Here is a 23,910-nt window from a genome sequence, read left to right as displayed (position 1 = left end):
AACAACCTTTTTAAATATAAACTTAAAATTATTTAAGTATATTATTCTAATTTCTTTTACAATTCAATAAATAAAATATATAAAATTTTTTATTAAATTGAAATTATTCAACGTCAAGTTTTAAATACCATTTAACATACTGAAAAATAGAAAAATATTTAGAAACTTCCAATGAAGTTTGTAATATTTTTCGTAGATAAATACGTGAAGAACACTGTATTAACAATTTATAGAAATATTTTTTTTTAAATCCAAAAAAAACAGGATCAGGACCTACAAACCATAACAACATATTATCTTCTTTAGATTTTTTTTTTAAAAAAATATATATAAACTTTAAAAAAAAATAACTTTGATTACAATGTTTACTTTGACAATATAAAATAGTTTGAAAATTCCATGGTGGTAATAAAAATTTTTTCCTTAAAATTAACATATTACGAGCGCAAAAAAAATATTTTTTATTACATATGTTTATTAAATCTTTATTATTAGGAATAGATGTTTGAATTAATATAGTTAAAAATTTTGAATATTTTTTTGTTAAATTAACAAGATTAAAATAAAAATGAGAAAAATGTTCAGTATTATTAAAGCTAAAAGAAGAAAAATAATTATCAATATTAATTAAACCAATTAATTTTATATTAGGAAAATAGTAATTTTGAGCTATTTTTTCCATCGTGATAATAATTCCTGAATGAAAAATAGAAAAATTAGAAATATTTAAATTTATTTTTTGTTTTTCAATATCATTTGAGCTGATTAAAAATAAAATAGGTATATCAGGAAAGATTGTCTTTATCTTTCTTTTTATTTTTTTTATACCAAAATTATATTTAATTAACGCAGGAAAATTACAATTATAACAAATTAATGGTTTTTTATAATTAGTCAAACAATACCTGCAAAAAATAATATTATTATATTTATTCACCTCATAATAATCATTGCAAATTTTACATTTTGGAATCCAATTACAATAACTGCAAATCAAACCAATAAACATAAAATCAAATTTATTAAATATTAATAAAACTGAAAAATTTTTTTTTATATTTTCGATAATTTTATTAATTAATGTATTTGATAAACCAATTTTTATTTTTTCTTTTTTTAAATCAATAATTTGATATTTTATATTTAAAAAAGTATTATTTGTATGAAAATTTATCCAAAAAAACTTTTTACAAACAACATTATATAATGTTTTTAAAGAAGGTGTATTTGAATCTAAAATAATAGGTATATTTTCTTGATATGCTCGAAATATTGCTATATCTCTAACATTATATTGAAATTTATCTATATTTTTATAAACTAAGTGATGCTCTTCAAAAATAACGATCAAACCTAAATATAAAAAGGGAAAAAAAATACTTTTCTTAGTTCCTATTACAATAGAATTTCGATTATTTTTAGTTTTCATCCATATATCAAACAGTTTTTTATCGCTTAAATTAGAATGAATAATATCTATCGGGATATTGAAATATTTTTTCAATAAAAATAATATTGGGTATATATCTTTTGTAAACGGTACAATAATTAAAATTTGTAAATTTTTTTTTAAAATCTTTTCGAATAACCCTAAATAAAATTTAATTTTGATATATAAATTAATTTCTGATATTAACCAAGATGAAAAAGAGTTTTTAATTAAAATTTTATTTATTTTTAATAAAATTTTTTTACTTAAAAAAAACTTATGCATTTTAAATTGATATATATTATGAAAATGGTGTTTAAAATAAATTTTATTATGTTTGTTAAATTTTATATTTTTAAATTTTAAAACATTTGGAAAAATTGAAAAAATCAAACTTCCTATGGGAGTATAATAATATTTACTTAGCCATATAAAAATATTTAATAATGAAATATTTAAAATAGGTTCATGATCTATAATAGATTTAACAATTTTTAAATTTAAATCACTTGCTTTTTCTTTTTTACAAATTGAAATAATAATCCCAATTACATTTTTTGAGCGAAATGGAACAATAACACGACTACCAATGATAGGAATCATAGAATATGGCATTATATAACTAAAATGCGTCCAAACCGGAAAAGGTAAGATAACGTCTACAATAATCACTTAAATATTCACATTGTTATAAATATTTTTATTTACAAACTCACAAAGTTTATTAATCAAGCAAAAATTACATTTTTGCTTGCGTGCTGTACAAATATACCGTCCATGATAAACAAACCAAAAATGAATATTTTTTTTAAAGATAGATGGAACTACTTTAATTAATTTTTTTTCAACTTGTTTAACATTTTTTCCAACAGCAAAATTAGTTCGATTAGAAACCCGGAATACATGTGTATCCACAGCAATAGTTTTTTTATTAAATAATAAATTTAAAATAATATTAGCTGTTTTTCTACCTACACCAGGTAAAGATTCTAATTCAATACGATTATTAGGAATTTGATTATTATATTTATTAAATAATAAAAAAGATGTTTTAATAATGTACTCAGCTTTAATATTATATAAACCTATACTTTTAATATAGTATTTTAATCTATCTATACCTAATTGTAAAATCTCTTCAGGAGTTTTAGCGATTTTAAATAAAATTAAAGTTGTTTTATTAACTATAGAATCAGTAGATTGAGCTGACAATATTAATGATATTAATAATTCAAAATCTGATGAGAAAATTAACTCTGTTATCGGATTAGGTTGATTTAAATAAAATAACGATAAAATTTTATAACGTTTTTTTTTATTCATATTTTATGTATTATCTTTAGGATTTGAATAGATACATTTCAAACATTTTTTTTTAGTTTTTGTTTTGTTTTTATCTAAGTAGTTTTTAAAAGCAATTAAAAAACCTAAAACTAAAAATCCTCCCGGAGGAAGCGCTGCTAAAATTATAATCATATTTTTATTTAACACTGTAAAAAAATCATTCAATTCTAAAATATTAAAAACTTTATTAATTCCAAATAAAAAAGTTCCATTACCGAAAATTTCTCGTATCGAAGCTATAAAAAACATTGCTAATGTTGATCCTAAACCCGTGAATAACCCATCAAAAAAAGACACTAAAATAGAATTCTGATACGCTATAGATTCCGCTCTACCCATAACAATACAATTTGTTACTATGAGTGGTATAAAAACACCTAATGATCGGTATAAATTAAATTGATAAGCATGCAATATCATTTCTACACAGGTCACTGTCGAAGATATAATTAACATAAAAATAGGAATTCTAATATTTTGAGGAATAATATATTTAAATATAGCAATTATACTATTTGTAATAGTTAATATGAATGTTGTAGCAATTCCAAGCCCCACTGCATTAACTACATTTGTAGTCATCGCTAAAACTGGACATAAACCTAAAAGTTGTACTAAAGAAGAATTATTATTCCATAATCTTTTTCTTAAAAAAGTACTCCATTTCATATATTTTTATCTCTTAAAAAATCGTAAATGGTATATTTCTAATAAAAATTACTGTTCTTTTTACAGCATTAGTAACTGCTTGAGGTGTAATAGTTGCTCCTGTAAACTGATCAATTTTTCCCCCATATTTTTTTAATAATACACGATTATCTTGATCATCTATCACACTTAAATTTTTAAATTTAGTAATCCAATTAGAAATAGAAATCTCAATTTTATCTCCAATTCCAGGAGTTTCTTTATGAGACAATACTCTGACACCAATAATTTTGCCATTTAAATATGCAGCGACTAATATATAAATTGAACCAGAATATCCATCTGGAGCTGTACTTTCTATAATTGCAATTTTTGGTATTTCATTACGAAATAGCAACCATAAATTATGTTGTTTTAAATCCCCTAATAATTTATTTTTTACTAAATATTTTTTTGCTTTATACTTGTTGTAAATAATATCAGGAACTACTTGTTGTAAAAATATTTTTTTTTCTTTTTCATTTTGATTTTTTATTTGAGATTTTGTAATAAAATTTACATATACAACAACACATAAAAAAAAAACAGAAAAAAAACTCATGATAAATGAATTTTTTAATATTTTTTTAAAATCTTTCATGTTTTTTTGCGCCCATATCCAGATGATTTTAAACAATCATCTATTAATGGTACAAGCATATTTCCAAATAATACTGAAAAAGCCACTCCGTCTGGATAATCGCTGTAAATTCGAAGTACATATACTAAAAAACCAATTATTAAACCAAACACTATCTTTCCTATATTACTATATGAAGTTGTAACTGGGTCAGTCGCAATAAAAAAAGCGCACATCATTGTTCCTCCAGAAAAAAGATGCAAAAATGGAGAAAAAATGAAATTAGTTAAAAAAAAATAATCAAAAATAGAAAAAATTACCAAAGCAAATAAAAAACTAAATGGAATACGCCAACAAATAATTTTTTTATATAATAAAAAAACACCTCCTAATAAAAAACTTACATTAATGTAATTCCAGGACGAAAAATTATTTTGCTTTTTGTTTTTTAGTTTTGTATATAAAGAGTCTATATTATAAAAAATTCGAGATTTATTTTTAGTATTATTTAAAGGTGTTGCTTCTGTGAAGCTATCAGGATAATTTTTTAAAAATAAATCACTTTTACTTGTTTGAAAAAAAATACTATTTATTGATATTTTTAAATCATTTAAAGAAAAAAAATTAGTATTTTCTTTATGCCAAGAACTCATGTATAAAGGAAAAGATATTAGTAATGCAGCATATCCAATCATAGCTGGATTAAATATATTTTGCCCCAAACCCCCATATAAATGTTTTGCGACAATAATAGCAAAAAAAGAACTAAACATTATCATCCACCAAGTCAAAGTAGAAGGAACGCTTAAGCTTAATAAAACTCCCGTTAAAATTGATGAATTATCTAATAAATTATTTTTAATGTTTTTTTTTCGTATTTTTAATATAATTATTTCAAATAGTAAAGAAAACATTACAAATAAAAATGTTTGTATTAATATTACTAATCCAAAAAAATAACATTCTGTTAATATAGCTGGAATAGATGCTATAAGAACAAAAAACATAATTTTTTTTACATTATAAGTATTGTATATATAAGGAAGATTCATTTGTTATATTACTTTTAAAATAAGTAAGATTATAAATTTTTATTTTTCAATTTTGCACGTTCTATTGAAGATCGTAATATTTCTTTTCTAATATTTTTATCTATTTGTTTTTGATTAATAAAATTTTTATTTGTTTTTTTATTTAAAATATTCGTATTTGTTAAATCGGTATTATTAAAATCATTTTTATTTTGATAAAAACTTTTTTTTTGATTTAAAATTCTTTTTTCTCGCAATTGAAAACGATAAAAAAATTCTTTTTTTTTCTTATTTTCTTTATCTATTTGATTTTGAATAAATTTTTCATGTTTAAAATATGTGACTAATGGTATATTGCTAGGACAAATTTGTTCGCAAATATTGCATTCAATACAATCCATAATAAAAGATTCTTTTGTTTTTTCATGATTATTATTTTTAGAATATAAATATAATTTTTGAGGAAGTAAATTAACCGGACATACTTGCACACAATACCCACAATTAATACATTCATAATTAATATTTTTTTTAACGTTTCTTGTATGCTTTGTTATTGAAATACAATTCGTATCTTTTAATATTGGTTGATTTAAATTCATGAGTAAATATTTCATAAATAAACCACCTATATATATATCATTAGAACTATTATTAATTTTTAAAAAATTTAAAAGAAAATTTATAGGAGTGCCTATTTTTATTAAAACATTTTTAAATGAATGATTTCTATGGTTATATAAACTAACAATTCTTTGGATTAATGGTTTTCCATTAATAATCGCTTTTTTAATAGCGTATATAGTAGAAACATTAAAAATAAGATATCCTATATCTATAGAATGTTTACCATAAGGAATGTCTTTTCCGGTTAAAGATTTAATAATTATTTTACTACTACCTCCAGGGTATTTTTTTTTTAAAATACACACTTTAAATAATTTTTTATTTTTAATTAATGACTGAATTTTTGAAATTAATTCAATCTTATCTTCTTGAATTACAATTAAAATATTTGTTACTTTAGATATCCAAGTGATAATTTCACACCCTATAAATATCTCACTTAAACAATTTGTCATTAAACAGTAATCAGCGGTTATATAAGGATCACTTTCTACTGCGTTTACAACTAATGTATGAACTTTGCTATTAATGCCTAATATTAATTTTTCAGAAGAAGAAAAATGCGCACCACCAAGCCCTACTACACCTAATTGATAAATTATTTTTATTAAACTTTTTGGGGAATATAATTTATAATCATTTATTTTTTTTAATCTGATCCACTGATTTAAATAATCAGATACAATTGTAATTTTTATGTATTTTTTTTTAGAGCTAATAGAGTGAGAATCAAGTTCTATACTCTTAATCCAACCTGAAGTTGGAGAATGAATAGGTACACTTGATTTATCACCAAAAGTTAAAGGCTCTCCACATAATACTTTTTGATTAATTCGAACTCTTAACATATTGTTTTTAAAAGTATTATGTTGAATGTACATATAAAACTTATTAGGATTTGGAATATGATAAATGATATATTTATCTAATTCTTCTTTTATAGACAAACATTTTATACCACCTGAAAAATTATATTTTTTTTTTATTAATAAAATTAAATATAAAATTTTTCCAAAAATTTTTAAATGAATATTTGTTTAAAATCATTTTTATTTTTAACATAATCTATCTTCTTTAATAATTTTAATACAATTTGTTGGACAATGAAATAAGCAAATATTACAACCAGTACAAAATTCTTGAACCACTGTATGCATAAAACTAGGAGCACCAACAATTGCATCTACTGGACAAAAAGAAGCGCATTTAGAACACCCTACACAATTTTTTTCATCAATTTTTACCGTTGTATAAACTACTGGTGTATTTTGAACATTAATTTCTTCTATTTCTATACTATCATTTAAATTTAATAATTTATTAATTTTAGATATTACTTCAACTCCCCCAGGAATACACTTATCAGTTTTTTCATTTTTTTCTATTATTGCTTTTGCATAAGGGTAACAACCTGCATAGCCACATTGCGCACATTGACTCTGAGGTAATATACTATTAACTTTATTGATAACAGGATCTGTTTTAATAGGAAAAATATAATTGGTATAAGATAATATAAAACCTAATAAAAAAGATAACAATGAGAAAACTGTAATAATTATTATAAACATAATTAAATTTTAATTAAACCTTTAAATCCCATAAAAATAATCGAAATTAAACTAATAGTAATAAGCACAATAGGAGAGCCTTTAAATATAGTAGGAACATCAGATAATAATATACGCTCTCTAATACTTGAAAAAATAATCATTACTAAGGAAAAACCAAAAGAAGAACTAAGTGCATAAAATATTGATTTTAAAAATGAATAATTTTCATATAAACAAAATAAAGGAATGGCTAAAACTGCACAATTAGTTGTAATTAATGGCAAAAAAATGCCCAATATACGATATAGAAAAGGACTAGTATAACGTAAAATTATTTCTAAAAATTGCACTAAAAATGAAATAATTAACATATATACAATAATTTTCAAATAAAATAAATTAAACGGAGACAAAATTAAAAAATTAATACACCACAAAATAATAGTCGATATGAATACAACAAAAGTCGTAGCAAAGCTCATTCCTATTGCCATTTCTAATTTATTTGACGCACCCGTAAAAGGACATAAACCAAGAAATTTTACTAAAATAAAATTATCAATTAATATATTTGATATAAAAAATAAAAAATAATTTTTCATTAAAATACTTCCATTTATCTAAATACAATATAATTAAACAAAGTTTTATAAAAAATTAAATTATTTATATACCATAAAAGAATTTTTACTAATTAAACGTTCTGTTGTATCTACAGTTATTTGAGTATAAAAATCAATTTCAATATTGACTAATTCCCCAGCTTTTTTCATACCTATTGTTGTTAAAGATAACGTTTCTGGTATAATGCTAACACAAAATCTATTCTTGATAATATTAACAATTGTTAAACTTATTCCATCTACGCAAATGAAACCTTTATAGAAAATATATTTCATTAAAGATATATCTTTTATTGCAAACCATATAATATAATTATTATTTAATTTGGATATTTTAGAAATTTCAGCAGTATTTATAATATGACCAGATACTATATGCCCTCCGATTTCATCACCATATCTTATAGATCTTTCAATATTAATATAATCACCTATTTTTAAATAACCTAGATTCGTATGTTCAAGCGTGACTTTCATGACATCAAAACTTACATAACAATTATCAACTTTTATTACTGTTAAACAGCATCCATTGTTCGAAATTGAAGCTCCAAGTTTTAATTTTTTCAATAAATTAGGTGGAAAACGTATAGCATAAGTATATAATTTTTTTTTCTTATTTATAGAAATTACCTGAGCAATACCATCAATAATACCTGAAAACATAAAATACCCTTAACTTAACTTTGTTTGAAAATATTATTTTTTTATATATTAAAAATAAATTATTTTAACTAGATAAAAAAATATTTTTATGATAGAATAAATTAAAAAAAATATTTTCAAAAATTTACGTTCGTAGCTCAATTGGTTAGAGCGCCACTATGACATAGTGGAAGTTGGTGGTTCAAGTCCACTCGAACGTATAAAATATATTTCATACCAGGTGATTCTTATTTGATTCAAAATATTATTGAAAATTATAAAAATAAACTATTCTTAGTAGCATATAGCGGTGGAATGGATTCTACAGTACTGCTACATCAATTAATAAAAATTAAACAAAAAAACCGTCAAATTAGCGTTCGAGCTATTCATATTAATCATAATATTCATACTAATTCAACAAAATGGAAAGTACACTGTATCACATTTTGCAAAACATATAATATACCATTAATTGTTGAAGAAATAGATATAAATATTACAAATAATATTGAAGAGCAATTACGTATTAGAAGATACAACTTAATTTATAAACATTTATTGAACGATGAAATATTACTAACAGGTCATCATTTAAATGACCAATGCGAAACATTTTTTCTCTCGTTAAAACGAGGTAGCGGTCCGACTGGATTGTCTGCAATGTCTGTTGAAACATCTTTTGGAAAAACTAAAATTATCCGTCCGTTTTTAAATCAAACAAAAAAAGAACTTAAAACATGGGCTAATTTAAATAATTTAACATGGATTGAAGATGCAACTAACTTCAATATTAATTATGATCGAAATTTTATACGACATAAAATATTACCAATATTAGAAAAAAAATGGCCCTTTTTTTTAAAAAATTGTTTTCGAACTACGAAAATATGTAATGAAGAAACCATATTAAAAAACATATTTCTTAAGGAAAAAATTCAAAAATTTATTCGTTTCGATGAAGCTTTAAATATTAAAAATTTTAAAAATTTTCAAGAAGAAATATGCAAAGCATTAATCCGATATTGGATTTCTTTAAAAAATATCAAAATACCATCATATAAAAATATTCAACGTATCTATAATGAAATAATACATAACCAAGAAAATATTAATCTCAAAATAATTATTCAAAAAAATGAGATTAGATGTTATAAAAAATCTCTTTATTTCATTAAAATAAAAAAAAATATTCAAAATATGATTTTGTTTTGGCATAATACCAATTATAAATTAATTCTTCCTAATAATTTGGGGTATATTATAAAAAATAACAAAAAAGGTATTAATATACCAGCACCTCAAAATAATGAATTAATTAATATTCGATTTCAATATACAGGAAAAATATTAATTTTAGGTAAAAAAAAACAAAGAAATATCAAAAAAATTTGGCAAGAATATAATATTCCTCCATGGTTGCGAAATCAAACCCCCCTTTTATTTTATAATGATGAATTAGTTAGCGCATTAGGTGTATTTGTTGTGAAAAAAATCATTAAAAATATAGACGAATCAAATAAAAACGAATGGAATATATCCTGGATTAGTAGCATTCCATTCAATTATGATAACAATTTTAATTTCAATTAAAAACATTTATATATGTTCAACAACATTATTTAGACAACTTTAATAATTGTGATATCTTGTCTGAACCCACCCTTTCGTATAATCTTGGAAAATCTTTTATTTTGTGAGATAAAAGTGGTTGTTCTATATTATCCCAAATAAGTTTTGACATTAAAAATATCTCTGTTTTTTTAGATAAAATAGGAAGAATAGGTGTTAAAAAAATCATAATTATTCTAAATAAATTAATTCCCATGGTACAAATCATATGTAAGTTGTTATTTTTTTCGATTTTTTCTTTAATTTTCCAAGGTTTTTTTTCATTAATATACTGGTTTGCTATATCTAGTAATTTCATAGAACTTCGAATAATTGAACTAAACTCTCTATTCTCAAAAAAAATTTCAATTTTTTTAATTTTACTTATGAAAAATTCATATAAACTATAATCATCTAATTTATCAGATAAATAACCACAAAAATATTTATTAATAAAACTCGAGCTTCTTGAGGCTAAATTGACTAATTTATTTACAATATCGCTATTTATTTTGTGAACAAAATCATTTAAATTCATTTCAATATCACTAATATTATTCGTCAGTTTACTTGCATAATAATAACGTAAACTATCAGAATCAAAACATTTCATCCAATCTGATGCTGTAATTAAAAAACCTTTAGATTTTGATAATTTTAATCCATTAATTGTAAGATGACCATGAACAAAAATACCATTAGGTTTTCGAAAAGAAGATGCTTCTAATATCGCAGGCCAAAATAATGTGTGAAAATAAATAATATCTTTTCCAATAAAATGATATAATTCACATTTTGAATTTTCGTTCCAGAATTCATTAAAATTTAAATTTTTATTTTTTAAACAAAGATTTTTAAATGCACTTATATAACCTATCGGCGCATCTAACCAAACATAAAAATATTTATTTAAAAAATTCGGAATTTTAAATCCAAAATATGGAGCGTCGCGAGAAATACACCACTTCTTCAAACCTAACTTCAACCATTCTTCTGTTTTTTTTATTATTGAATTCTCTAAAACACCAGAATAGATCCATTTATTGAGCATCTTCGAAAAAAATGGTAAATTAAAATACAAATGTTCAGTTTTTTTTAAAATTGGAGGTGTTCCTGAAATTGATGAAACAGAGTCAATTAAATCTGTAGGTTCATAAATTGAACTGCATGCCTCGCAATTATCTCCATATTGATCTTCTGCATAACAGATAGGACATTTTCCTTTGATAAATCTATCTGGAAGAAATATTTTTTCTTGATTATCATACAATTGAACAATTGTTTTTTTATTTAAAAAATTTTTTTTATTTAACGAAGAAAATATTTTTCTAATTAAGAATAAATTCTCCATACTATGTGTAGTATGGTAATTATCATAAGAAATATTAAAGTTCAAAAAATCTATTTCATGTTCTTGTTGAATTTTTCTTATTAAATTTTTTTCTGATATTCCGAGGTTTTTAGAGCGTAGCATGACAGCAGTACCATGTGTATCATCAGAAGAAACAAACCATACCTCATGACCTCTCATTCTTTGATAACGAACCCAAATATCTGCTTGAATATGTTCAAGCATATGCCCTATATGAATAGGACCATTGGCATATGGTAAAGCACATGTAACTAACATTTTTTTGAGTGTAATAGACATAAAAAATAATATTCATTTATTAAAATAAATAATATAATATACAAAAAAATAATCGTAAAGCACTTATTTTCAAAATAACTCAAATTTTTAAAAAATGATTGTATAATTAAAATATTTTGTCTTTATGAATACGACTGGGAACTACTCCATTTTGAGCTTTATATTTTGATCCATAACGTGTACTATAAGGTCGAATAACTGATTTAGAGAGTAATTCAAAACTTAAAGCAGCAATTTTAATTTCCGGGGTTAACACTAATGTTAAATTTCCAGCATTAAAAATTTCCAAAACTATATTTCCATGCCAACCTGGATCAATCCTATGGGATGTGACATGAATCATGAGTCCAAGCCTTGCTAAAGAAGAACGACCATCCAACCACCCGACTAAATTATCAGGTAAAGTAATACATTCCAAAGTTGAAAATAATACTAAAGATTTTGGCTTCAAAAAAAATGGATTTTTTTTAGAGAAATATTTTTCATTGCTCATTACTTTTGTTAAATTTTTAGATATTTTTTCTTTTGAACTGCTAAGATCAATGCATGAAATAGTATGATCACAAAAAACACGAAATTTATTTCCTAGATGTATATCAAGAGTAATACCATGAATAAGTTCTTTTTTAGGATAAGGTGTAATAATTAATTTTTTTTCAGCTAACCATACTTCAATATCTTGATCAGATAAACGCATTATTTTTCCTATAATTTTATTATTTTTAAAATTAACCATATAGCAGAAAGATATATTGTTATATCTTCTGCTATGTTCAAACATTAAACTCATAATGCATTTTATACAATTAACTTAATTTTTGACAATGACTATAGTAATATCTTTAATTATTCTTGTATCGTCCAATTTGTATGAAAATATCCTATTTTATCAGTTCTTTTATAAGTATGTGCTCCAAAATAATCTCGTTGAGCCTGAATTAAATTAGCTGGTGAAGAAGAAGTACGATAACTATCATAATATGATATAGCAGAAGAAAAAGCCGGAATAGGAATGCCATGTTGAATCGAATGCACAACAATATTTCGTAATGATTTTTCATATTCGTTGGATATTTTTGAAAAATAAGGTGTTAATAATAAATTAGTTATATTATTATCCATGCTAAATGCATCTTTTATTTTTTCTAAAAAACTAGCTCGAATAATACATCCTTTTCTAAAAATTTTAGAAATTTCACTATATTTTAAATTCCAAAAATGTTCTTCTGATGCTTTTTTTAATTGAGCAAAACCTTGTGCATAAGAAATAATTTTACCTAAATATAAAGCTTTTCGAACTTCTTCAATAAATTGTTTTTTATTTTCAGAAGGTATATATCCTAAAATAGGACCTTTTAATACTTTTGAAGCAATTATACGTTGTTCTTTTAGAGAAGATAAATATCTTGCAAAAACAGACTCTGTAATTAATGTTAGAGGCTCTTGAAGTTCCAAAGCATCTTTACTGATCCATTTTCCAGTACCTTTTTCTTCTGCTTTATCTACAATTAAATCTAATAAATAACAGTTATTTTTATCTTTTTTAAGAAAAATATTTTTTGTAATTTCAATTAAATAACTATTTAACTCTCCTTCATTCCAATAAGAAAATATATTTGATAGTTCTTGATTATTTAAATTTAATAAATTTTTTAAAATAAAATATGATTCGGCAATCAATTGCATATCTCCATATTCAATTCCATTATGAATCATTTTTACATAATGCCCAGAACCATTTGGACCAATATAAGATACACAAGATTCTCCTTTGAATTTAGCAGATATATCTTTTAAAATAGGAGAAACAATTTTATAAGCTTCTTTTGATCCACCTGGCATAATAGAAGGGCCATGCAATGCTCCAAACTCTCCACCAGACACACCCATTCCAATAAAATATATATTTTTTTTTAAAAGATCATTGCTTCTTCTAATAGTATCTTTATAAAAAGAATTTCCACCATCAATTAATACATCTCCTTTTTCTAAAAACGGAAGAATAGACGCAATAGTATTTTCTGTAGGCAAACCTGCTTTTACCATCAATAAAATACATCTTGGTTTCATTAAAGAATGTACAAAATCTTGAATAGAAAAATATGGAAAAATATTTTTTTCTTTATTTGTATTAATGACTTCTTCTGTTATTGCTTTAGTTCTATTAAAAATAGCTACACGATAATTTTTTTTCGCAATATTCAATGCTAAATTTCGACCCATGACAGCCATTCCAACAACACCAATTTGTTGCTTTAACATTTGTTTCTCCAGTGTTAAAAATATATTATGTTTTTTAAAACTATTAAATTATATTTATTACACGATAAATTATATTACGAATCTTTTCAATTCATCATTTTTAAAATAAAAAATATTTGAATCAACATATAAAAAAATTAAGATTGATTAAAATACTTAAGATTAATTATAATTCTATAATTTTTTATTTGATTTGATTTGTACAATAAGAAAAATTTACATATATTATATGTCAATTTTATTGAAATTTTTTGAAATTAAAAATAAACTTAAAATATTATTTTTATTAATTATTTTATAAAAACATCAATTCAAAAATAAAATTTTACAATCTTATTGTTTTCTTTTTTTTAAATTTTTGATAATTAAATTAAAATTTAAATTTTGATCGTGTAATAATACAATTAAATGATAAATTAAATCTGAAGATTCATTAATTAGTTGGTTTTTATCTTTGCTCATTGCAGCCAATATAGTTTCAACAGCTTCTTCACCTACTTTTTGAGCTATTCGTTGAGTGCCAGATTGATATAAACGAGATGTATAAGAATTTTCTAAATTATTTTTTTTTCTATCTTCTATTATTTTTTCTAATTCTGATAAAAAAAATAAATCATTATATTTTAAAGTAAAACAACTAGTTTTGTTTAAATGACATGTTTTTCCTTTTGGCTTAACGAAAATTAATAATGCATCATTATCACAATCTGAAGTTATATCTATAACTTTTAAAAAATTTTTTGAAGTTTCACCTTTTGTCCATAATCGTTTTTTACTACGAGAATAAAAAGTAACTAAACCCTGTTTTTGTGTTTTTAAAAGCGCTTCTTCATTCATATAACCATGCATAAGAACTTCATTAGATAAGTAATCCTGTATAATTACAGGAACCATACCATTAGTTTTATTCCAATCTAATTTTAACGATATTTTTCGTTTAATTAACATAATCGAATTTCTAATCCTTGTTCAATTAAAAAATCTTTTAAAATTTTTATACTAATTATATTTTTATGAAAAACAGAAGCTGCTAATACACCATCAACATCAGAATAAAATAATGCTTCATAAAAATGCTTTACATGTCCAGCTCCACCTGATGCAATTAAAGGCACTTTACATATTTTTTTCATTGCTTTTAATTGTACTATATCATATCCTTTTTGTAACCCATCTTCATTCATCATATTTAAAACAATTTCTCCGGCACCATGTTCTTGAATTTTTTTAATCCAAGCAGATGTTTTCCACTTAGTTTGATAAGTGCGATGAATATTACCTGTATATTGATGCACCATATAACATTTATTATATTCATCAAACCACGAATCAACTCCAACCACCATACATTGAACACCAAAGCAATCTGAAATTCTACTTATTAAAGTAGGATCAATTAATGCGGAAGAATTAATTGATATTTTATCGGCGCCAAAAGACAATATATTTCTTGCATCTTCTACACTTTTAATTCCACCAGCTACACAAAAAGGAATATTAATTACTTCCGCAACTTTTTCTATCCAACTTCGATCTACCAATGTATTATTAGTTGCAGCTTTAATATCATAAAAAACTAACTCATCGATACCCTCTTTTGCATATCGTTGAGCTAATGGAATGATATCTCCTACAATTTGATGATTTTTAAATTGAACACCTTTTACTACAACTCCATCACTAACATCAAGACATGCTATTATTCGTTTTGCCAACATTCTAATGCCTCTTGTATTGTAAATCTTTTTTCTAACAAACTTCGACCAATAATAACACTATTTACTCCAGTTTTCTTTAAAGATGCAATATCAGATAACTTTGATACCCCTCCTGATGCTTGAAATTTAATATTTTTAAATTTTTTAGCAATTTCCTCATATAATATAATATTAGGACCATTTAAAGTTCCGTCTCTAGATATATCTGTACAAAGCACATGTTTTAAACTTTCAGAAGAAAAAAAATCAACTATTTCTTCTAAAGTATAATTTGTTTCTTTTAACCAACCATTAATTGATATTTTTTTTATATTGTTAATAATTTTTACATCTAATGCTAAAACAATTTTATTGGGACCATAAATTTTTAACCATTTTTTTACTTCTATTTTATTTGTTATAACAGAAGATCCAATTACTACTCTTTTAAAACCTAATTCAAATAATATATTTATGTCTTTTTCAGTTCTTATTCCACCACCAATTTGAATAGGAATCTGAGTAGCAAATATTATATCTTTTAAAAGTGTTAACTGTCTGTTTTGAACATTTTTTGTTCCACTTAAATCTACTAAATGAATAATTTCTACTCCTTTTTTTTTATAATTTTTTAAATGTTCATATAAATCTATATTATAAAACTTTTTATCTAAATAATTACCTTGATACAAACGAACCGACTTCCCCTCTAGAAAGTCAAATGCTGGAATAATCATAAAATTATATCTCTAAAAAATTTTTAAGTAATTGAGCGCCTATATTACCTGATTTTTCTGGATGAAATTGAACCCCAAAAAAATTGTTTTTTTGAATAACAGAACTAAAAGATACTCCATAATTACTTGTTGCTAAAGTATATTTATTAATAGGAACAATATAACTATGTACAAAATAAAATCTAGAATTATTTTGAATTTGTTTGAATAATGGATGTGATTTGTTGTTAAAATTAATATAATTCCAGCCAATATGAGGTACAGACAAATTTAAATTTTTTAAGAGAATAGTTGAACAATCATTCAAAACTCCAATTGTTTTTATTCCATTACATTCCTCACTAAATTCGCAAAAAATTTGCATTCCAAGACAAATCCCTAATACAGGTTGTTTAATATTTTTAATAATATTAACAAGATTTTTTTGATGTAAAATATTCATAGCTGTTGAAGCTGTTCCTACACCTGGTATTATAATTTTTCTAGATTTTTTTAATAAATTGGAATTTGAAGTAATCTTTGGAATATATCCTAACTTTTGAACGGCTATTTTAATCGATGTTAAATTAGCACATCCGGTGTTTAATATCACTATTGTCACTATAATATTCCTTTTGATGTTGGTAATGTTTCCCCTTCTATTTTTATTGCTTGACCTAATGCTTTTCCAAATGCCTTAAATAAACTTTCAACACAATGATGATCATTATTTCCTTTAAAAGACAAATGTACAGTAATTTTCATAGATTGACACAAAGAATAAAAAAAATGTTCTACCATATCGGTACTCAAATCTCCAATTTTTTGATATCGGAAAGAACCTTTAAAATTTAAATATGGACGATTTGACAAATCAATTATACACTTTGATATACTCTCATCCATGGGTAAAACAAAACCAAACCTAGATATTCCACGTTTATTTTTTAATGTTTTCCATAATGCTTCACCTAATGCGATGCCCGTATCTTCTATCGTATGATGATCATCAACTTTTAAATCTCCATCAGCTTTTATATCCATAGAAATACCACTATGTATTGATAACTGTTGTAACATATGGTCAAAAAAATTTATTCCTGTTCTAATATCACTAAAATGTTTTAAACCCACCCATGTTTTTACAGATATACAAGTTTCTTTTGTTTTTCTAAAAACTTCTCCAAACCGATTTTTTCGGAAAATTTCTTCTGTTATATTTTTCCAGGTATAATTTTTATCGTGATATTGTAAACCTGTTAATTTTATGTTTTTTGCTAAATCCATATCTGTCTTTCGATCACCAATGACATAGCTATGTTCTTTTTCGATCTTATTTAACCATTTTTTTAATAATTTAGTTTTAGGTTTTCTACATTCACAATTATCATTTTCAAAATGTGGACAAATTAAAATATCTTCAAATATTATGTCTTCTGATTGGAAAATATTTAAAATAAAAAAATGAGCTATATTAAATTTTTCTAATGGAAATGATTTTGTTCCTAAACCATCCTGGTTAGTAACCATAATAAATTTATAACCTAAATGTATTAATTTATGTAACGAAGAAATTACATTTTTTTTAAATACAATTTTATCAATTTGATCAACCTGTAAATTCTCTTTAGGTTCATCAATCAAAGTACCATCTCGATCAATAAATAATATTTTTTGTTTCATGTTTCCAACCTTATAATCAAAACATTATTTGTTAGATAAAATTTTAATTTCTTCAATTAAACGTAAACATTCCGAATAAGATCCGATAGATATCCTCAAGCATTTTTTTAAATAAACTTTATGGTTTTGATTTCTTAAAATTATACCTTTATTCCATAAATGCTGAAATATTTGTTCAAACATATGAAACTTAACTAAAACATAATTAGCATGACTATTAAAAATTTTTTTTACCCAAGAAATCTGATGTAATTCATTCACTAACCAATGACGATTTAAATTCAGTGTTGACACCCTATCTTTCATATTTTTTATTCCGCTTTTACTTAAAGCTTGTATAGCAATATCAGTAACAATTGTGGGTATTGGGTATGGACTAATTACTTTATTTAAAATATTAATAATTTCTTTGTGTGCCAAAGTAAAACCACACCTAATACCTGCTAATGCAAACGCTTTAGATAAAGTCCTTAAAATAATGAGATTTGGATGATCTTTTAATAATTCAACCATACTATTTTCAGAAGAAAATTCTATATATGCTTCATCAATTACAACCAAAGAAGATCCTAAAGTTTTATCTAGTAAATTTATAATATCTTGTTTTAAAATTATATTTCCAGTCGGATTATTAGGATTGCATATATATATCAACTTAACCTTATCAAGGTTACGTTGAATATTATCTAAATCTATCTGCCAAGTGTCATGAAAAACTGGAATTTCTTTTGTTTCAACATTTGAAATACTTGCATTTATCGCATACATATCATAGGTTGGTGGACAACAAATAATTGCGTCTTTTCTAGGATTGCAAAAAGCTTTAATTAATAACTCTATACCTTCGTCAGCGCCTCTAGTTACTAAAATTTGACTACTTGATAATCCAACATAATTGGAATAAAAGCTAATTAAACTCTTTGGTTGACATTCAGGATAACGATTAAATAATGTTAGATTAGTTTTAAACACAACAGGTATAGGGCACTCATTCGCATTTAATAATATATTTCCATCCCCACCAATTCGTCTTGCTGATTGATAAGGTTGTAAGTGTTTTATATTAGATCGAACTAAATTTGCTATACTATCCTTCATGATTGATCCTTTAAAAAATTTATTCGAACTTTAACAGCATTATTATGCGCCTCTAATTTTTCTGCTTGAGATAAAATTTCAAGAGTGCTTGATAAACTAATAAATCCTTGAGATGTTAATTCCTGTACTAATATACGTTTTTTAAAATCAGATAAACCTAAAGCAGAACTTGAAACAGATTTACCATATGTTGGTAAAACATGATTAGTTCCAGAAGCATAATCACCGGCCGATTCGGGAGACCAAGGTCCTAAAAATATTGAACTAGCATTTGATATAAAATTTAGTAACGATCTTGGTTTATGCGTGTGGATAATTAAATGTTCTGGAGCATATGTATTTGATATATCAATAGATTCAATTAAATTTTTTGTTAAAATAATTGAACTATTTTGTAAAGCAGTATATATATCAGATGATCGAGAAAAATTTTTTATCTGATCATTAATAGATAAAACTACTTTTTTGGCTAATTTCATACACGAAGTTAATAGTATTACTTGAGAAGATGTACCATGTTCTGCTTGAGATAATAAATCAGCCGCAACAAAATCAGGGTTAGAAGTTTCATCCGAAATAATTAATAATTCAGAAGGACCAGCTAACATATCTATTTCTGGGCCGTTTAACATAGAGCTAACCTGTAATTTTGCTTCTGTAACATAAGTGTTACCTGGGCCAAAAATTTTATCTACTTTAGGAATAGTATTGGTGCCAAAAGCCATAGCAGCAATAGCTTGAGCACCTCCTACCTGAAATATTTTCTTGATACCACAAATATGTGCAGTATAAATAATTTCATCACTAATTGGTGGTGGTGAACATAATATTACTTCTTTACAACCAGAAATTTTTGCTGGTATTCCAAGCATTAAAACAGTAGATAATAAAGGAGCTATCCCATTAGGGATATAAATACCAATAGAGTTCAAAGGTAGATATATTTGCTGGCAGCGTATACCAACTTGTGTCTCAATATCCGTTTCGGGTAAAATTTGAGCTTTATGAAATAAAGTAATATTTTTTTGAGCAACTGAAATCGCTTTTTTTAATGAAGGATTAATATTTAGTAAAGAAGATGATATATCTTCAGAGGATAATTGAAATGAATTTAATAAATATTTATCAAATAAATTAGTATAATTTTTTACAGCTTCGTCACCTAAAACTCGAATATTATTAATTATGTCTTTTACTTTTTTTTTAACGATATTATTGTTTAGACAAATAGGTCTTGATAAAATTTTTTTTTGTTGATTACAATTCAATTCATTCCAATCAATAATTGTATTGAAATATTGCATAATATTCTACTCCATCATTTTTTCAATAGGCAAAACTAAAATAGAACTAGCTCCTAAAGATTTTAATTTTTCCATTGTCTCCCAAAATAATGTTTCACTACTCACCATATGCATAGCTACGCGATGCTTCTCACCGGCTAATTTTAAAATTGTTGGTTTTTCTGCTCCACGCAACAAAGAGATCACTTCATTAAGTTTGTTAGTAGGAGCATGTAACATAATATATTTTGATTCTCTTGCTTTAATTACACCTTTAATACGAGTCATTAATTTATTAATAACTTCTTTTTTAATATCATTAATATTTTCTGTTTTACAAATAAAACATGCATATGAACGAAATATAACTTTCACTTCACGTAATCCATTAGCTTCTAACGTAGCTCCTGTCGAAACTAAATCACAAATAGCATCAGCTAAACCAGCTCTAGGTGCTACTTCTACAGAACCATTTAACATACAAGATTTAAAATTAATATTTTTTCGATCTAGATACTTTTTTAATAAATGAGGATATGAAGTTGCTATTCTAAAATTTTCTATAGATTTTATATCAATATAAGAAGTATCAACAGGAATAGCAAGAGATAGCCTGCAAGAACCAAAATCAAGACGTCTGAGAGTAATATAAGAACTATCTAAGTTTTGTGATTTTCGCTTTAATAATTCTTCTTGTAAAACATTTTCTCCTACTATACCTAAATCTACTATTCCATCCATTACTAAACCTGGAATATCATCATCACGTACTAACATGACATCAATAGGCATATTTTCAGAAAAAGCTATTAATTTTTGCTGTTTTAAATTAATTTTAATTCCGCATAATATTAATAATTTTATAGATTCACTGCTTAAACGACCAGTTTTTTGCATCGCTATACGTACACGATTACTATTTAACATCGTAAAAATCCTGTAATATTTTTATGTTTAAAAATAAATTTATAAAATTATACTTTCTGATAATAAAACAAAAAACCCAAAAATAGATAAGGGTTTTTGAAAAGAATTATTTATCATTAAATTTTTAAGAGATTCATATATTTTAAAAATCAATAAAGTATATGGATTTAATCGAACATTGTATTATATTCATCAACGATATGAATATTTAAAATGTAAAAGATATTAATTATGAAGTACATTTGGCAAAAAAAATATTTTAAGTGTATTTTATTTTTTAATTATAAATTTCAATTATAACTATAATAGCAGCATCACTTCCAAAAATTTTGGGAGCTTGATGAAAAGCAACTATATCGGGATGCTGAGACAACCAAAAAGGTATTTGCTGTTTTAAAATATTTTTTCCATATCCATGTATAATATGAGCACAAAAAATTTTTTCTTTTTGACATATAGTAATAAGTTGGCCTAATTTTTTTTGAGCTTGATACTGTGTAAATCCATGTAAATCAAGAGAAATATCTGGTAAATACTTTCCTTTTATTAGGCGTTTTAAAATATTATTCGAATTTTTATTACGCATATAAGAAACTGGATTATCTTTAAAAAAAGTTCTTTCATTTTGAAAACAAGAAAAATAATAGCTATGAGCTTCTTGTTCAAAAATATTTCTTTTTGATGTTATATTTTGACGAACTACTTTATTTATTCTGGAATGAAATATCGTATCTTGTACTATTTCACGTGTATCATTTAAATATTGACGGAATAAAATATTACTTTTATTAACGTATTCTTGATTTTTGTTCATAATTATTTATTACCAATAGCCTAAATAAATACATATTGTTTTAAAATGATTGTTTTAATAAATGTTTTTTGATTATATAATTTACTTTTTATAAAAACAACAAATAAAAATTTTATCATTATAATTATCGAATGAAAAAAATTTTTTTATTTTTCTATAGTAGTTATATTGTTTAAATATAAATTATTTAAAATAAAATACAAAAAAAAGAAGAAAAATATGGCAGGTAATACAATTGGAAAAATATTTTGTGTAACAACTTTTGGTGAATCACATGGAGAAGCTTTAGGATGTATAGTTGACGGTGTTCCACCGGGTTTGAAATTATCTTCTCATGATTTACAAATTGATTTAAATCGACGTAAACCAGGTACTTCTAGATATACTACACAAAGATGTGAAGAAGACAAGATTCATATACTTTCCGGTGTTTTCAATGGTATAACCACAGGAACAAGTATCGGTTTAATGATTAAGAACAATGATCAAAGATCTCAAGATTATACAGAGATAAAAAATTTATTTCGACCAGGACATGCCGATTATACTTACGAAAAAAAATATGGTATTAGAGATTATCGGGGCGGAGGAAGATCATCGGCGCGTGAAACAGCGATGCGAGTTGCCGCAGGGGGAATTGCGAAGAAATATCTAAAAAACAAATATGGAATTATAATAAGAGCATATCTTTCAAAAATAGGTCATATTACATGTTCTTTTGAATCATGGGAAGAGGTTAATAATAATCCATTTTTTTGCGCTAATTCAAAGAAAAATGAAGATATAAAACAATTGATTAAACAACTAAAAAAACTAGGTGATTCAATCGGAGCTGAAATAACAATTATTGCTGAAAATATTCCTATAGGACTTGGTGAACCAGTTTTTGATCGAATAGATGCAGATTTAGCACATGCATTAATGAGTATTAATGCGGTTAAAGGAGTAGAAATTGGAGATGGTTTTTTAGTTATTAATCAAAAAGGGAGCCAAAATCGAGATGAAATTACTCCATCTGGATTTAAAAGTAACCATTGCGGAGGAATTTTAGGAGGTATTAGTAATGGAGAAAATATTATATTAAAAACAGCGTTCAAACCTACTTCAAGTATACGAATAAAAGGACAAACAGTTAATATAGATAACAAAAAAACAGAAATAACTGTAAAAGGTCGACATGATCCATGTGTAGGAATTAGAGCTGTTCCAATAACTGAAGCGATGGTTGCTATTGTTATTATGGATCATATATTAAGATTTAGAGCTCAATGTGATAAAACAATTAATTAATATATCATTACAAAAAAATAATTTTTTTTATTATGCTGCTAAAATATATGTATATTTTAGCAGCACGAATAAAATAATAGTAAAAATTTGATAAATTTATTTATATGTTTATTTCGATTTATATTTTTTTATTTAAATCAATATAATTTAATTTTTTTAAAATACACTAACTTTATAAATAATTGATAATTTATACTGTCGATTGTAAAAAATATTTTTTTTATTGCTCATTTTTACAAACAATTTAGCTAAAATTTAACTTTTAATAAACAAATCAATTTAAATTAAAAATAATTTAAAAACATTTTAACATGAAAATAAATAAATCTTAATTGAATGTTTAAAAGTAATTTTTTAAA

Annotated in this window: 23 protein-coding genes and 1 tRNA gene; 3 read left to right on the top strand and 21 right to left on the bottom strand. The window is 24.1% G+C overall.

What is annotated here, in order from left to right; all coding sequences use genetic code 11:
* Positions 1-103 precede the first annotated feature (103 nt).
* From priA to RJT32_RS00570, 9 genes are all read right to left on the bottom strand, one after another.
* The gene (priA, locus tag RJT32_RS00610; RefSeq protein ID WP_343154356.1) at positions 104-2,101 is read right to left on the bottom strand and encodes a replication restart helicase PriA; all 1,998 of its coding nucleotides are present in this window, start codon (positions 2,099-2,101) and stop codon (positions 104-106) included.
* Positions 2,102-2,752 (bottom strand): endonuclease III, encoded by a 651-nt coding sequence (gene nth / locus RJT32_RS00605; RefSeq protein WP_343154355.1) that lies wholly within the window; start codon positions 2,750-2,752, stop codon positions 2,102-2,104.
* Positions 2,753-2,755: 3 nt separating this feature from the next.
* Entirely contained in the window at positions 2,756-3,442 is a 687-nt protein-coding gene (locus RJT32_RS00600) for an electron transport complex subunit E (RefSeq protein ID WP_343154354.1), read from the bottom strand.
* Positions 3,443-3,455: 13 nt separating this feature from the next.
* A complete protein-coding gene (rsxG, locus tag RJT32_RS00595; protein WP_343154353.1) occupies positions 3,456-4,061 on the bottom strand; it encodes an electron transport complex subunit RsxG in 606 nt (201 codons plus the stop codon).
* On the bottom strand, positions 4,058-5,092 hold the full coding sequence (locus RJT32_RS00590; protein ID WP_343154352.1) for an RnfABCDGE type electron transport complex subunit D: 1,035 nt from the start codon (positions 5,090-5,092) through the stop codon (positions 4,058-4,060). Before RJT32_RS00590 ends, rsxG begins: the two co-directional genes overlap by 4 nt.
* 29 nt (positions 5,093-5,121) lie before the next feature.
* The gene (gene rsxC / locus RJT32_RS00585) at positions 5,122-6,684 is read right to left on the bottom strand and encodes an electron transport complex subunit RsxC (RefSeq protein WP_343154517.1); all 1,563 of its coding nucleotides are present in this window, start codon (positions 6,682-6,684) and stop codon (positions 5,122-5,124) included.
* A 69-nt stretch (positions 6,685-6,753) separates the two neighbouring features.
* A complete protein-coding gene (locus RJT32_RS00580) occupies positions 6,754-7,263 on the bottom strand; it encodes an RnfABCDGE type electron transport complex subunit B (RefSeq protein WP_343154516.1) in 510 nt (169 codons plus the stop codon).
* 8 nt (positions 7,264-7,271) lie between these two features.
* On the bottom strand, positions 7,272-7,853 hold the full coding sequence (rsxA, locus tag RJT32_RS00575; RefSeq protein ID WP_343154351.1) for an electron transport complex subunit RsxA: 582 nt from the start codon (positions 7,851-7,853) through the stop codon (positions 7,272-7,274).
* A gap of 60 nt (positions 7,854-7,913) precedes the next feature.
* Positions 7,914-8,540 (bottom strand): riboflavin synthase subunit alpha, encoded by a 627-nt coding sequence (locus tag RJT32_RS00570; RefSeq protein WP_343154350.1) that lies wholly within the window; start codon positions 8,538-8,540, stop codon positions 7,914-7,916.
* Between the two features lie 126 nt (positions 8,541-8,666).
* Here RJT32_RS00570 and RJT32_RS00565 point away from each other — a divergent pair.
* Together RJT32_RS00565 and tilS are read left to right on the top strand one after the other, a co-directional pair.
* A tRNA-Val gene (locus RJT32_RS00565) sits at positions 8,667-8,740 on the top strand.
* 31 nt (positions 8,741-8,771) lie between these two features.
* Positions 8,772-10,112, top strand: a complete 1,341-nt coding sequence (gene tilS, locus RJT32_RS00560) for a tRNA lysidine(34) synthetase TilS (RefSeq protein ID WP_343154349.1) — start codon at positions 8,772-8,774, stop codon at positions 10,110-10,112.
* Positions 10,113-10,137: 25 nt separating this feature from the next.
* Here the strand turns inward: tilS and metG are convergent, their stop codons facing one another.
* The 12 genes from metG to smrB all read right to left on the bottom strand — a co-directional run bounded on the left by metG (position 10,138) and on the right by smrB (position 22,261).
* Positions 10,138-11,781: a methionine--tRNA ligase gene (metG, locus tag RJT32_RS00555; protein ID WP_343154348.1), complete on the bottom strand. Its 1,644-nt coding sequence runs from the start codon at positions 11,779-11,781 to the stop codon at positions 10,138-10,140.
* A 106-nt stretch (positions 11,782-11,887) separates the two neighbouring features.
* A complete protein-coding gene (gene dcd / locus RJT32_RS00550) occupies positions 11,888-12,478 on the bottom strand; it encodes a dCTP deaminase (protein WP_343154515.1) in 591 nt (196 codons plus the stop codon).
* Positions 12,479-12,627: 149 nt separating this feature from the next.
* A complete protein-coding gene (gene gndA / locus RJT32_RS00545) occupies positions 12,628-14,043 on the bottom strand; it encodes an NADP-dependent phosphogluconate dehydrogenase (RefSeq protein WP_343154347.1) in 1,416 nt (471 codons plus the stop codon).
* Positions 14,044-14,376: 333 nt separating this feature from the next.
* Positions 14,377-14,991, bottom strand: coding sequence for a bifunctional phosphoribosyl-AMP cyclohydrolase/phosphoribosyl-ATP diphosphatase HisIE (gene hisIE, locus RJT32_RS00540; RefSeq protein ID WP_343154346.1), 615 nt, complete (start codon positions 14,989-14,991; stop codon positions 14,377-14,379).
* Positions 14,985-15,761 (bottom strand): imidazole glycerol phosphate synthase subunit HisF, encoded by a 777-nt coding sequence (hisF, locus tag RJT32_RS00535; protein WP_343154345.1) that lies wholly within the window; start codon positions 15,759-15,761, stop codon positions 14,985-14,987. The genes hisIE and hisF overlap by 7 nt, the downstream gene beginning before the upstream one ends.
* Complete coding sequence (gene hisA, locus RJT32_RS00530) at positions 15,743-16,477, bottom strand: 1-(5-phosphoribosyl)-5-[(5-phosphoribosylamino)methylideneamino]imidazole-4-carboxamide isomerase (protein ID WP_343154344.1); 735 nt, start codon at positions 16,475-16,477, stop codon at positions 15,743-15,745. The genes hisF and hisA overlap by 19 nt, the downstream gene beginning before the upstream one ends.
* 4 nt (positions 16,478-16,481) lie before the next feature.
* Entirely contained in the window at positions 16,482-17,078 is a 597-nt protein-coding gene (gene hisH / locus RJT32_RS00525; RefSeq protein ID WP_343154343.1) for an imidazole glycerol phosphate synthase subunit HisH, read from the bottom strand.
* Positions 17,078-18,139 carry a bifunctional histidinol-phosphatase/imidazoleglycerol-phosphate dehydratase HisB gene (gene hisB, locus RJT32_RS00520; protein ID WP_343154342.1) on the bottom strand — a complete coding sequence of 354 codons (1,062 nt, stop codon included), beginning with the start codon at positions 18,137-18,139 and terminating at the stop codon, positions 17,078-17,080. The genes hisH and hisB overlap by 1 nt, the downstream gene beginning before the upstream one ends.
* 24 nt (positions 18,140-18,163) lie before the next feature.
* Entirely contained in the window at positions 18,164-19,237 is a 1,074-nt protein-coding gene (gene hisC / locus RJT32_RS00515) for a histidinol-phosphate transaminase (RefSeq protein ID WP_343154341.1), read from the bottom strand.
* Positions 19,234-20,541 (bottom strand): histidinol dehydrogenase, encoded by a 1,308-nt coding sequence (hisD, locus tag RJT32_RS00510; protein ID WP_343154340.1) that lies wholly within the window; start codon positions 20,539-20,541, stop codon positions 19,234-19,236. The genes hisC and hisD overlap by 4 nt, the downstream gene beginning before the upstream one ends.
* 6 nt (positions 20,542-20,547) lie before the next feature.
* Positions 20,548-21,447 (bottom strand): ATP phosphoribosyltransferase, encoded by a 900-nt coding sequence (gene hisG, locus RJT32_RS00505; RefSeq protein ID WP_343154339.1) that lies wholly within the window; start codon positions 21,445-21,447, stop codon positions 20,548-20,550.
* A 277-nt stretch (positions 21,448-21,724) separates the two neighbouring features.
* Positions 21,725-22,261, bottom strand: coding sequence for an endonuclease SmrB (gene smrB, locus RJT32_RS00500; protein WP_343154338.1), 537 nt, complete (start codon positions 22,259-22,261; stop codon positions 21,725-21,727).
* Positions 22,262-22,480: 219 nt separating this feature from the next.
* Between smrB and aroC the strand changes: the two genes are divergently transcribed.
* Positions 22,481-23,551, top strand: a complete 1,071-nt coding sequence (gene aroC, locus RJT32_RS00495) for a chorismate synthase (protein ID WP_343154337.1) — start codon at positions 22,481-22,483, stop codon at positions 23,549-23,551.
* Positions 23,552-23,910: the final 359 nt, after the last annotated feature.

Source organism: Buchnera aphidicola (Aphis aurantii), from assembly GCF_039388985.1.
In the GTDB taxonomy this organism is placed as follows: Bacteria; Pseudomonadota; Gammaproteobacteria; order Enterobacterales; family Enterobacteriaceae; genus Buchnera; species Buchnera aphidicola_BL.
The sequence above is the reverse complement of the archived record's forward strand: the minus strand, read 5'-3'. Positions and strand labels throughout refer to the sequence as shown.